Annotated in this window: 10 protein-coding genes; 5 read left to right on the plus strand and 5 right to left on the minus strand. The window is 72.8% G+C overall.

Annotated features, from left to right (window positions below):
- The first annotated feature begins 128 nt into the window (after positions 1 to 128).
- Both GJR97_RS07625 and GJR97_RS07630 read left to right on the plus strand, forming a co-directional pair.
- A complete protein-coding gene (locus GJR97_RS07625; RefSeq protein WP_154345896.1) occupies positions 129 to 2,891 on the plus strand; it encodes a PQQ-dependent sugar dehydrogenase in 2,763 nt (920 codons plus the stop codon).
- Positions 2,892 to 3,087: 196 nt separating this feature from the next.
- Entirely contained in the window at positions 3,088 to 3,480 is a 393-nt protein-coding gene (locus tag GJR97_RS07630) for a phage holin family protein (RefSeq protein WP_154345897.1), read from the plus strand.
- Between the two features lie 18 nt (positions 3,481 to 3,498).
- On the opposite strand, the gene GJR97_RS07635 is transcribed toward GJR97_RS07630, so the two are convergent.
- The 3 genes from GJR97_RS07635 to GJR97_RS07645 form a co-directional block, all read right to left on the minus strand.
- Positions 3,499 to 4,638: an ABC transporter ATP-binding protein gene (locus GJR97_RS07635; protein WP_324613276.1), complete on the minus strand. Its 1,140-nt coding sequence runs from the start codon at positions 4,636 to 4,638 to the stop codon at positions 3,499 to 3,501.
- Complete coding sequence (locus GJR97_RS07640) at positions 4,635 to 6,197, minus strand: ABC transporter permease (protein WP_154345898.1); 1,563 nt, start codon at positions 6,195 to 6,197, stop codon at positions 4,635 to 4,637. The genes GJR97_RS07635 and GJR97_RS07640 overlap by 4 nt, the downstream gene beginning before the upstream one ends.
- Before the next feature lie 75 nt (positions 6,198 to 6,272).
- Positions 6,273 to 7,292, minus strand: a complete 1,020-nt coding sequence (locus GJR97_RS07645) for an extracellular solute-binding protein (protein ID WP_154345899.1) — start codon at positions 7,290 to 7,292, stop codon at positions 6,273 to 6,275.
- Positions 7,293 to 7,495: 203 nt separating this feature from the next.
- Between GJR97_RS07645 and GJR97_RS07650 the strand changes: the two genes are divergently transcribed.
- Positions 7,496 to 8,587 carry a threonine aldolase family protein gene (locus GJR97_RS07650; protein ID WP_324613277.1) on the plus strand — a complete coding sequence of 364 codons (1,092 nt, stop codon included), beginning with the start codon at positions 7,496 to 7,498 and terminating at the stop codon, positions 8,585 to 8,587.
- Between the two features lie 118 nt (positions 8,588 to 8,705).
- Positions 8,706 to 9,296: a nitroreductase family protein gene (locus tag GJR97_RS07655; RefSeq protein WP_154345900.1), complete on the plus strand. Its 591-nt coding sequence runs from the start codon at positions 8,706 to 8,708 to the stop codon at positions 9,294 to 9,296.
- On the opposite strand, the gene GJR97_RS07660 is transcribed toward GJR97_RS07655, so the two are convergent.
- Positions 9,280 to 10,482, minus strand: a complete 1,203-nt coding sequence (locus GJR97_RS07660) for a helix-turn-helix transcriptional regulator (protein WP_154345901.1) — start codon at positions 10,480 to 10,482, stop codon at positions 9,280 to 9,282. The two genes, GJR97_RS07655 and GJR97_RS07660, sit on opposite strands and share 17 nt — an antisense overlap.
- A 146-nt stretch (positions 10,483 to 10,628) precedes the next feature.
- On the opposite strand from GJR97_RS07660, the gene GJR97_RS07665 reads away from it, so the two are divergent.
- Positions 10,629 to 11,219: a hypothetical protein gene (locus GJR97_RS07665; RefSeq protein WP_154345902.1), complete on the plus strand. Its 591-nt coding sequence runs from the start codon at positions 10,629 to 10,631 to the stop codon at positions 11,217 to 11,219.
- Positions 11,220 to 11,370: 151 nt separating this feature from the next.
- On the opposite strand, the gene GJR97_RS07670 is transcribed toward GJR97_RS07665, so the two are convergent.
- Entirely contained in the window at positions 11,371 to 12,420 is a 1,050-nt protein-coding gene (locus GJR97_RS07670) for a zinc-dependent alcohol dehydrogenase family protein (RefSeq protein WP_154345903.1), read from the minus strand.
- Positions 12,421 to 12,464: the final 44 nt, after the last annotated feature.

The raw sequence follows: 12,464 nt of genomic DNA on the forward strand, positions 1-12,464 counted from the left end.
CGCACCACCCGGCCGCTCCCGGCCGGCGCACGACCCCGGGCCGCGTGGGTGACCAGAACCCCCCGCGCGGCCCGGAAACCACATGGATCCCGCCGAACCTCCTTCCATTCGTTGACTGGAGCACATCCATGCATCTCACACGTTCACGCCTCACGGCGCTCGTGGTCGGAGCCGCCGTCGCGGCATCCGTCCTCGTCGCGGGGCCCGCTGTCGCCCATGACGGCGAAGACCACGGCGACGAGGTCTCGGCCACGACCTGGGCCAACTACGAGCGCGTCCGGCTCGCGGGAACCCAGGGCGTCGGCGAGCCGATCGACCTCGCCGTCCTCCCGGACCTGCGGGTCCTGCACACGACCCGCAACGGGCAGGTCCGCCTCACGGACCCGGCCCAGGGCACGACGACGGTCGTCAACCAGCTCGACGTCTACTCGAACTCCGAGGACGGGCTGCAGACGATCACGCTCGACCCGGACTTCGAGGAGAACGGCTGGGTCTACCTCTACTACGCACCCCGTGTCATGGAGGCGCCCTACCCCGAGACGACCCCGGTCGGCTCGGCGCCGCGCGAGCTCCCGGCAGGCGAAGACGCCTCGTACTGGGACATCTGGAAGGGCTACAACCAGCTCAGCCGGTTCCAGTGGGATGCCGAGTCCAACTCGCTCGACGTCGCGTCGGAGCAGGTCATCATCAAGGTCGAGGTCCAGCGCGGGCAGTGCTGCCACGTCGCCGGCGACGTCGCCTTCGACAACGACGGCAACGTGCTGCTCTCGACGGGTGACAACACGCCGGCGAGCACGCCCGGCGCCAGCGGCTACGCCCCGAACAACGACCGTTCGGGATGGAACCCCGGGTTCGACGCGCGTCGCGGCGCCGGCAACACCAACGACCTCCGCGGTGCGATCCTCAGGATCTCGGTCCAGGAGGACGGCAGCTACACGATCCCCGAGGGCAACCTGTTCGCGCCGGGCACGGCCGACACGCGTCCCGAGATCTTCGTGATGGGCCTCCGCAACCCGTTCCGCATGGACTACGACACCGAGACCGGCGCCGTCACGTGGGGCGACTACGGTCCCGACGCCGGAACGGCGAACGAGCTCCGCGGGCCGATGGGCTACGTCGAGTGGCAGTCGACCACCGGGCCGATCAACGGCGGATGGCCGTACTGCCACGGCCCGAACGCGAACTACAACGACTGGGACTTCGAGACGGCGACCCAGGGCGAGTGGTTCGACTGCGAGGGCACGCTTCTCAACACGAGCACGTACAACACCGGGCTCGACCAGCTCCCGACGGCGACCGCACCGCAGATCTGGTACGGCGACCGCCCCGAGCACCAGCCGTGGCCGGAGTTCGGCTCGGGCGGCCAGGCGCCGATGGGCGGCCCGACCTACCGCTACGACGCGGAGAACCCGTCGGAGACGAAGTTCCCGGCGTACTGGGACGGCAAGGCGTTCATGGCCGAGTTCTCACGCGACCGCGTCTTCGTCTTCTCACAGGACGACCCGGACGGGCCCGTCACGAAGATCGAGGACTTCCTGCCCAACGCGTCGCTGAACGCGGCCGGGATGCCGCCGTGGGACAACGTGATCGACTTCGAGTTCGGTCCCGACGGCTCGCTCTACGTGCTGGACTACGGCGACGGCTTCTTCCGCCCGAACCCCGACGCCGGCCTCTACCGGGTCGACTACGTCGAGGGCACGAAGGGCCCGCGCGTCATCCTCGACGCCTCGCCCACGTCGGGTGAGGGACCGCTCGAGGTCGACTTCGACGCATCCGAGTCGACCCACCCCGACGGGCTCGCACTGAGCTACGCGTGGGACTTCGAGGGCACCGGCACCTTCGAGGAGGGTGACGCGACCGCGTCGCACACCTTCACCGAGGACGGCCAGTACCAGGCCCGGGTGCGGGTCACTGACGAGGGCGGGCGCGTGAGCCTCGCCTCGGTCGCGATCACGGTCGGCAACACGGCGCCCGTCGTCGAGATCGTCACGCCGGCGAACGGCTCGTTCGCCGACTGGGGCGACGAGATCGAGTTCGAGGTCCGCGTGACCGACCCCGACGAGGAGATCGACTGCGAGCGCGTGCTGTGGAGCTACGGCCTCGGCCACGACAACACGCACACGCACCCGCTGTTCACGGGCAACGGCTGCACGGCGACCGTCGAGATGGCGCTCGAGGCCGGGCACGGCGAGACCGAGAACATCTACGCGCAGATCGGCGCCTCGTACACCGACCTCGGCACCGACACGGCGCCCGCGCTGACCGGTGACGACGTCACGCTGCTCAACCCGCGCGCACTGCAGGCCGAGCACAACGACGCCCGCAGCGGCGACCTGACGGTCGTCGACGACGAGTCGGCCGAGGGCCTCCGCCACCTGGCGGGCCTGGACGCCGACGAGTGGATCGCCTACACGCCGGTCGAGTTCGGCGGCATCACGGGTGCCACCGTCCGCGCCTCGGGTGAGGGCGAGGTGTCGCTGCACTGGGGTGACGCGGACGCCGACGCCTTCGCGACCTTCGCGGTCGACTCCGAGGGCTGGGCGGATGTCTCGGTGCCGCTCGTGACCGTGCCGGAGGGCACCGGCCGCGTGGTCGTGACGTCGACGGGCGGGGTGGTGCTCGACCAGTTCGTGTTCACGACGTCGGTCGACGACATCCGGGCGCTCCTCGCGGCGCTGAAGGCCGACGGGAGCATCACGCGAGGCGTCGAGGCCTCGTTCGGCGATGTCCTCGCCGAGGTCGACGCGGCCCTCGCGGCGGACGACACGGCGACCGCGATCTCCCGCCTCGAGTTCATCGCGACGCAGGTCCCGAACCGGATCCGCACGGACGCCGACGCGGCCGCGCTCGTGATCCGCGCGGTCGAGGCGGTGATCGCCGAACTCGGGTAGCACGCTCGCGGCGGCGGGGCTCGTCCCCGCCGCCGCGCACCAGGCCGGTGCGGTCGGGAACACGACCTTGGCGGGATCCGCCGGCCGCACCAAGAACGGATCGGGCCGTGTCCTCAGGGGGCACGGCCCGTTCCCATGCGCGCGGCAGGCCGATCGGCTCTGTCCCGGGACCCGCGCGCGGCGCTAGCCTTCGCTCATGATCCGCTTCCTGATCAACATCGCGATCTCGCTCGTCACGGCGGCCATCGGCCTGCTGGTCACGTCCTGGATCCTCCCGGACTTCCACCTCGACGCGGCCGGCTTCATCGTGGCGGTGCTCGTGTTCACGATCGCGCAGGCGATCCTCGCGCCGTTCATCTTCAACATGGCGCGCCAGTACGCGTCGGCGATCCTCGGCGGCATCGGGCTCGTCTCGACCTTCGTGGCGCTCCTCATCGCGTCGCTGTTCCCCGACGGCATCCGCGTCGACGGCATCGTGACCTGGATCCTCGCGACCCTCATCATGTGGATCATCACGGCGCTCGGGACCTGGCTGCTCGGCCTCTGGTGGCTGAAGGGCCGCGTCGAGGAGCGCCGCGCGAGCTCCTGAGCCGCTGAACCCCTGAGCTCAGCGCTCCGGGCGGTACGCGAGCACCGGACCGACGACGGAGACCCGGACCTCGGTGCCGCGCGGCACGAACTCGGAGGCGGTGACCCGGGCGCGCAGCCGCACGCCGTCGGCGAGCGCGAGGGCCAGCATCGCATCGTGCCCGGTGTACTCGACGTCGGTCACGACCCCGTCGAGGCCCTCGGCGTCGCCGTCCAACGCGTCGGCGGCGCGGGCGCGGGCCGGGTCGGCGGCGGATGCCGCGTCCGCGCGCACCACGCGCAGTTCCTCAGGGCGCACCAGCACGGTCGCGTCGGCGCCGTCCTCGGGCACGAGGCCAGCGGCATCCGCCACCGGCACCGCCCGCAGCCGGCCGATCGACGTCGCGACCTCGTCGCCGTGGAGCACGCCGGGCAGGAAGACGGCGTCGCCGACGAAGCCGGCGACCCACGGCGTCGCGGGCGTGCGGTAGACCTCCTCTGGCGTGCCGAGCTGCAGCACCTCGCCGCGGCGCATGACGGCCACGCGGTCGGCGACCGAGAGCGCCTCCGCCTGGTCGTGCGTGACGAGGATGCCCGTGACGCCCTCGGCGCGCAGCAGCTCGCGCACCGCCGTGCGGAGGTCGGCGCGCAGCATCGGGTCGAGCGCGCCGAACGGCTCGTCGAGGAGCACGAGCTCGGGTCCCGCGGCGAGCGCGCGGGCGAGCGCGACGCGCTGAGCCTGCCCGCCGGAGAGCTGGCCCGGCGCGCGTGCCGCGAGCGGGGCGAGGTCGACGAGGTCGAGGAGGCGCCGGACCTCGTCGGACTTCGCCGCCCGACGAGCGGCGCGCGACGATCCGCGGCCCGCGAGCATGCCGAACGCGACGTTCTCGGCGACCGTGAGGTGCGGGAAGAGGGCCGCGTCCTGCGGCACCCAGCCGATGCGGCGCTTCTCGGGCGCGAGGTGGATGCCGTGCGTCGTCACCATGCGATGCCCGATCCGGATCTCGCCGGACTGCGCGCGGAGCAGGCCCGCGATGGTGCGCAGCAGCGTCGTCTTGCCGCACCCGCTCGGCCCCACGATCGCGAGCAGCTCGCCGTGCGGGACCTCGACGTCGACGGCGTGCAGCACCGGCCCGCCCTCGTAGCCGACCGTCAGGTCGCGCACCTCCAACCGGCTCACGCGATCGCCTCCCGGGTCGCCTCACGTCCGGCGCGCGCGTCGGAGAGCAGGAACGCGGGCACCGCGGCGACCAGCAGCAGTGCGACCGCGTAGGGCGCGGCGGCGCCGTAGGCGGAGATGTCGGTGCGCTGCCAGAGCTCGACGGCGAGCGTGTCGGTGCCCGTCGGCCGCAGCATGAGCGTCGCGGGCAGCTCCTTCATCGCCGAGACCGCGGCGAGGAGCGCGGCCGCGAAGATGCCGGGGCGCGCGAGGCGCGCGGTGACCGACCACCACGTGCGGGCGCGCGAGGCGCCGAGCGTGCGCGAGACGTCCTCGAGGGAGGTCGGCACCTGGCCGGTCGCCGCACGGATCGACCCGATGGCCTTCGGCATGAACAGGATGCCGTAGCCGAACGCGAGCACGAGCGCCGTCTGGTACAGGGCCGGGACGACGCTCAGCGAGAAGAAGACGAGGGAGAGCCCCACGACGATCCCGGGCAGTCCGAGCGCGAGGTAGCCCGCCGACTCGATGCCCCGTACGAGCCGACCGCGGTGGCGGGCGGCGAGCACGCCGATCGGCAGGGCGAGCGCGACGGCCACGATCGCGCCGCCCGCGGAGAGCAGCACGGTGTTCCCGATCGCGCGCGCGAGGTTCGCCCCGTCGAACGCCTGCAGCGTCTCGGCCGTGAGCACGCGGCCGAGGAGCACCGACACCGGCACGACGACCGCCACGACGGGAACGAGGGCCAGCAGGAGGATGCCAGGGGCGGTCCACGGCCCGAGTCGCGTCATCCGTCGCCGACCTGCCGCGGGCGCGGCCTGGATGCGACGTGCGGCGCGCCCGCGGGCGACCTGCTCCCCGATCACGACGAGCAGTGCGAGCCCGACGAGCAGCACCGCCAGGACCGCGGCCTCGTCACGGCTGAAGCTCGCCGAGTAGGCCTGCTGGATCGCGGTCGTGAGCACGGGGAAGCGGAACAGGGCGACGCCGCCGAAGTCGCTCAGCGTGTACAGGCAGACGAGCAGCGCGCCGGCCAGCACGGCCGGACGGATCTGCGGCCACGTTCCGAGCATGAACGAGCCGAACGGCCCGCGGCCGAGGGTGCGGGCGACGTCGTCGAGTCCGGTGCTGCCGATCCGCATGGCCGCGGCGACCGGCAGCGTGACGTAGGGCACCGAGACGAAGCTCAGCACGAGCCACGCGGCCCAGAAGCCCTTCATCGACGGCTGCCACGCGAGCCATCCGTAGGCCGCGAGGTACGACGGCATCGCGAGCGGGAGCGCCGCCAGCACGGCCCACGCGCCACGCCAGCGCACCCGGGCGCGCGCGAGCAGGAACGCGCTCGGTACGCCGAGCGCGACCGCGGTCAGGGTGACGGATGCTGCGAGCAGCACCGAGTTGCCCACGAGCAGGGGGATGCGCGGCCGGTCGAAGACCGCGGCGAGTTCGGCCGGGTCGGCCGAGGCCACCCGCACCACGAGGTGGATGACCGGGATCGCGGCGAGGGCGACCGCGACGAGGGATGCCGCGATGAGCCCCCACGGGCGGCGGGGGCTCGGTGTCGCGACTCGATCGGTCATGTCAGGTCCAGCGTAGGCGTGCGGGGCTGCGTTCCCGCCGGGTCTCCGGCCGCGGCATCCGCTCGCTCGACGGGCTCAGATGAGGCCGTCGTCGGCGAGGAGCTGCTGCGACTCGCCGACCGAGTCGAGGTCGCTGAGGTCGAGGCCCGGGTTCAGGAGCGTGTCGATCGCGGGCAGTCCCTCGGGGGCGTCGACGCCCGGCAGCAGCGGGTACTCGAAGGTCTCCTCGACGAAGTACCGCTGCGCCTCCTCGGAGACGAGGAACTCGACGAAGGCGCGCGCGGCGTCGTCGTCGGCGGCTCCGTTCAGGATGGCGGCGCCCGTGACGTTCACGATGCCGCCGGGGTCGCCGGGCAGGAACTTCAGCTGCGCGCGCATGTTCTCGGCGCCCACCTCCGCGGCCTGGCGGAACCAGTAGTAGTGGTTGATGAGGCCGAGTTGCGCCTGCCCGGTGTTCACGAGGTCGAGCGAGGCGAGGTTGTTCTCGGTGAGCTCGGGGTCGTTCGCGGCCATCCCGCCGACCCAGGCGGCCGCGGCCTCCTCGCCCTCGAGCACGCGCAGGGCGGTGATGAACGACTGGAAGCTCGCGTTGCCGGGTGCGAACGCCACCTCGCCCGACCACTCCTCGCCGGTGAGGTCGTCGACGGTGTCGGGCACCTCGTCCTCCGCGAGCTGCTCGCCGTCGTATGCGATGACGCGGGCGCGGCCGGTCACGCCGATCCACGAGTCGTCCTGCGAGGTGAAGCCGTCGGGGATCTGGTCGGCGAGCTCCGCCGGGATCTCGGCGACGAGGCCGGCGTCGGCGAGCGCGCCGAGCGCGCCGGCGTCCTGCGACAGGAACACCTCGGCGGGGCTGCGGTCGCCCTCCTCGAGGAGCAGCGCCGTGAGTTCGGGGGTCGCGGCGTAGCGCGCCTCGACGCGGATGCCGGTCTCCTCCTCGAACTGCTCGATGAGCGGCCCGACGAGGCCCTCGTCGCGACCGACGTAGACCGTGAGCGTCTCGGCGTCGTCGGCCGGCGCGGTGCATCCGGTCAGGGCGAGGGCCGCGGCCGCGAGGCCGGCTCCGGCGAGGACGATTCGGCGTCGTGCGCGCATGGGCGTAGTGGCTCCAACGATCGATGAGAAGGTGAGGGCCCGTCGAATGCGGGTGAACTTAGCTTAGCCTCACCTGCGTTCGGACTCGACCTCGGGCGTCATCCGCGCCCCGGGCCGCCTCGCTCCCACCCGCACGTTCCGCGACTCGCGTTCGACTCGAGACGGCGGACCGGGCCCGTCCGCTCGTCTGGGAGAATCGTCCGGTGACCCCTGAGTTCCAGCCCCTGCACGACACCGCGTTCCGCGGCTTCGCCTCCGACAACTACTCCGGCGTGCACCCCGAGGTGCTCGCCGCGATCGCCGGGGCGAACGGCGGGCACCAGGTCGCCTACGGCGACGACGACTACACCGGCCACCTCCACGAGGTGTTCGCCCGCCGGTTCGGCGACCCGGTCGAGGTGTACCCGGTGTTCAACGGCACGGGCGCGAACGTCACGGCGCTGCAGTCGATGCTGCCTCGCTGGGGCGCGGTGATCGCGGCATCCACCGCCCACATCAACGTCGACGAGGGCGGTGCGCCCGAGCGCGTCGGCGGCATCAAGCTCCTGACGGTGCCGACGGACGACGGCAAGCTCACTCCCGAGCTCGTCGACCGCGAGGCGTGGGGCTGGGGCGACGAGCACCGCGCGCAGCCGCTCGTCGTGTCGATCACGCAGACCACCGAGCTCGGCACCGCGTACTCCGTCGACGAGGTCCGGGCGCTCGCCGACCACGCGCACGAGCGCGGGATGACGCTGCACATGGACGGTGCTCGGATCTCGAACGCGGCGGCATCCCTCGACCTGCCCCTGCGCGCGTTCACGCGCGATGCGGGCGTCGACGTGCTGAGCTTCGGCGGCACCAAGAACGGGGCGCTGCTCGGCGAGGCCATCGTGGTGCTGAACCCCGCGGCATCCGAGGGCCTCAAGTACCTGCGCAAGCTGAACATGCAGCTCTCGTCGAAGATGCGGTTCGTCTCGGCGCAGCTCATCGCGCTGCTCGACGGCGACCTGTACCTCCGCAACGCGTCGCACTCGAACGCGATGGCCCGCCGCCTCCGCGACGCGCTCGACGCCGGCATCGCCGCGGGCGAGCTGCCCGGGCTCGCGTTCACGCAGCAGACCCAGTCGAACGGCGTGTTCGCGGTGCTGCCGGCCGGCGTGGCCGACCGGCTCCGCGAGCGGGGGTTCAAGTTCTACGACTGGGATGCCTCGCGGAACGAGGTGCGCTGGATGTGCTCGTTCGACACGACCGAGGACGACGTGGACGCCTTCGTGGCGGGCATCCGCGAGGAGCTCGCGCGCGCCGCGGCCTGACCGGCCGGACGCCCGTCGGCGGCGCGTGGGGAATGTTCCGAGGATCCATGCGTTGTAATGCACTGGGACGACGGTGTCCCGGCAGAAGCATCGGAACCACTCGGAAGGCACCGTCACCATGACCCTCGTCGACACCGCGTCACGTCACGCCCCCACCGACGCCCCGCTCATCGCGCCCCTCGTGGAGCGCTGGAGCCCGCGCGCGTACGACCCCACGGCCGAGCTCTCGGACGACACCATCCGGACGCTCCTCGAGGCCGCGCGCTGGGCGCCGTCGGCCAACAACGTGCAGCCCTGGCGCTTCATCGTCGCCCGCCGCGGCACGCCGGCCTTCGCCGCCGTCCACGACGCCCTCATGGGCTTCAACCAGGCCTGGGCGGACTCCGCCGCGGCGCTCATCGTGAACGTCGCCGAGACCGTCGACGAGACCGGTGCTCCCCGCCGCTGGGCGACCTACGACCTCGGCCAGGCGGTCGCCTACATGTCGCTGCAGGCCCAGCACGACGGGCTGCACACGCACCAGATGGGCGGCTTCGACGCCGACCGGCTCGCCGAGGCGTTCGGCCTCGGCGCGGGCCTCGAGGTGATCTCCGTGAGCGCCGTCGGCAAGCTCGGCGACGCCGCGGCCCTGCCCGAGCCGCTCCGCGAGCGCGAGGTCGCCCCGCGCAGCCGCAAGCCGCTCGACGAGCTCCTCATCGCGGCGGCCTGAGCCTCGGCTCCCCGGGAACGGGGCGGAGGTCGCGAGCCGCGGCATCCGCCCCGTTCGCGTCGTCCCGGAACCCGCCCGAGACGACCGTGACGAGCCGTGCGAGATCGGCCTGCCGGTGCACGCCCGTCTTCTCGAAGACGTGCTGCAGGTGCACGCGCAGTGTCGACAGCGACACCCCGAGCCCCTCGGCCACGCGATCGAGACCGCCGCCGGCGTGCTCCGCGGTCACGGCCGCGGCGACGATCGCCTCGGCCGGCGTCAGGCCGAACACCGCACGCAGCACGTCAGGCGGGACGCCGCGCCCCCCGACCGGGTCGGTCACGACGACGAGCGCCGCCCAGTCGCGACCGGCGGCGACGCCGAACGGGATGACGTGCACGTAGCACGGCAGGCCGTCGGTGCGGTGGGCCCGCATCCGCCCGCCGACCCGCGTGCCGGAGGCGTCGGGCCGAGCCGCCCTCCGGAGCAGGCGCCGGAGTCCGTCCTGCTCCGCTGCGACGGACAGCAGCAGGCGACCGCCCCGGTCGACGTGCACGGCCGTGCCGCGGCCGAGGAGGTCGGCGGCGGCCGGGTTCGCGTGCCGCACCCGTCCGTCGGCGTCGACGGCGAGCACGGCGGCGCCGAGCAGGTCGATCGTGGCGATCGCGCCGGCGCACCACCCCGTCCCCGCCTCGCGGTCGAGCCGCCGCTCGACGGCCACGGCCCGCTCGAGGTGCGGGAGGAACGGGCGCAGCAGGTCCGCGGGATCCTCCGAGCGCTCACGCCGGGGCGCGCTCCCCGCGATCACGACCCAGGTCAGCATCTCGCCGGCGCGGTCGACGACCCCGCAGACGCAGTGGTCCAGCCCGTTCGGCCGCGCCCAGTCAGCGAAGAACTCGCTGCGGCGCTTCTCCGCGGCGGTGACGACGTCGTCGCCATCGATCGCGACGCGTTCCGTCGTCGCCCGCATCGCCCGGACGACGGGGTCGATGCGGGCGTAGCGCTCGCCGTACGCCCGCATCGCGACCTCGTCGAGCGCGATGTTCGCCGGGGTGAAGCGCCCCTCGGCAGGTCCGGAGACGAGCACTGCGGCGACGTCGCCGCCGACCACCGAGGCCAGGCCTCGCATGGCGTCCGTCCACGCGCCGGGCACCGTGGCTCCGGCGTAGATGAGGTCGACGACGTCCGCGTACTGTTCGGGGTCCACGGTCCGGCCCTCCCGGCCTGAAAGTGAGCAAGATTCATGGTATGCCCGATCGGATGTTCATACGATGCGCTTGACACGAGACCCCGGTTGACTCTCGGGCGTGTCCGGGCGACCCGCGGACACGCCCACGAGAGATCGGAGCACCCATGAGGTACGCACGCATCGCGGCCGCCGCGGCGGCCTCCGCCGCACTCGTCCTGGCCGGCGCGCCGGCGCAGGCCGCACCGAACCCGCCGTTCCACGAGAACTGGAGCGAGCAGGAATCGCACATCGAGCAGGACGCGCATCCGGACTTCTGCCCGGGCATCGAGGACGACATCCTCTTCGAGGCCGACCTCTCCGGCACGTTCACGGCGGTCTGGCGCGGCGGCGAGCTCGCGTATGCGACCGCCACGTTCAACGTCACGGAGTCCTACACGAACCTGGCCACCGGGAAGAGCTTCACCGGTCACGTCCACGGCGTGGACCACGACCTGGGCGTCGTGGACAACGGCGACGGCACGCTCACGGTCACGACCACCACCCAGCAGTCCGTCCGCTACGTGACCGACGACGGCCGGACGGTGTTCGTCGATGCCGGCCACTTCGAGTACCGGCTGCTCATCGACCACAACGGCACCCCGGGCGACCCGTCCGACGACGAGGTCATCGACTTCCTCGGCGAGGACGCCGCACACGGCCACTTCGACACGCAGGGCCGCGACTTCTGCGAGGACCTGGAGCTGTTCACGGGCTGAGCGACGATCCGCGGCTCATGCGTCCGGCATGACGGACCGCGGCGTCCGAACGGGAGGAACTTCCGGGCGACACGCCGTCGCGCTGCGGCCGACACGCCGCGTGCCGTCCGGAAGTTCCTCCCGAACCCCCGCGACCGCCGCCTCCGATGGCCTACGGCCGGAGCAGCACCTTGATCGCCCGACGCTCGTCCATCGCGGCGTACGCCTCCGCAGCGTCGGCGAGCGGCAGCTCGAGGTCGAAGACCCGGCCGGGGCGGATGGCGCTCGAGCGCACGTCCGGCAGCAGCTCCTCGATGTAGCCGCGCACCGGCGCGACGCCGCCGTTGACGCCGACGTTCCGGTTGAACATCGGCCGAACCGGAAGCTCGGGGCCGCCGTTCGGTGCGCCGACGTACCCGACCATGCCGCCGGGCCGGGTCGAGCGCAGCGCCTGGTCCATCGACTCCTTGGTGCCGACGCACTCGAGCACGCGGTCGGCGCCGATGCCGCCCGTGAGCTCCTTCACGCGCGCGACGCCCTCGTCGCCGCGCTCCTCGACGATGTGCGTCGCGCCGAACTCGCGCGCGAGCGCCTGCCGGTCGGCGTGCCGCGACATCGCGATGATCGTGGTCGCGCCGAGGCGCTCCGCCGCGATGATCGCGCACAGTCCGACGGCGCCGTCGCCGACGACGGCGACCGAGTCGCCGGGGCCCACGCCCGCCGACACCGCGGCGTGGTGGCCCGTGCCCATGACGTCGCTGAGCGCGAGCAGGCCGGGCACCTCGTCATCGGACACCGGATCCGGCACGACCACGAGGGTGCCGTCGGCGAGGGGCACGCGCACGCGCTCGCCCTGACCCCCGTCGGCCGTGCCGCCGACGCGGTCCTCGCCGCCCCACCAGCTGCCCGAGAGGCACGAGGTGCTCACGCCGTTGCGGCAGTTCGCGCACGTGCCGTCGCACACGTAGAACGGCGCGATCACGAAGTCGCCCGCCTTCACCTGCGAGACCTCCGGCCCGACCGACTCCACGACGCCGACGAACTCGTGGCCGATCCGGTGCGGCGCGTGCGTGGGCGTCACGCCGCGGTACGGCCACAGGTCGGATCCGCACACGCAGGCGGCGACGACGCGGACGATCGCGTCTCCACCGGTCGAGAGCGCGGGGTCGGGGACGTCCTCGACGCGGATGTCACGGGCGGCGTGGATGACGGTGGCGAGCATGATTCCGAGCCTACGTGCCGCACCCGGCGGCGCGGCATCCGTCA

The sequence above is a fragment of the Agromyces kandeliae genome (assembly GCF_009674665.1).
Classification (GTDB): Bacteria; Actinomycetota; Actinomycetes; order Actinomycetales; family Microbacteriaceae; genus Agromyces; species Agromyces kandeliae.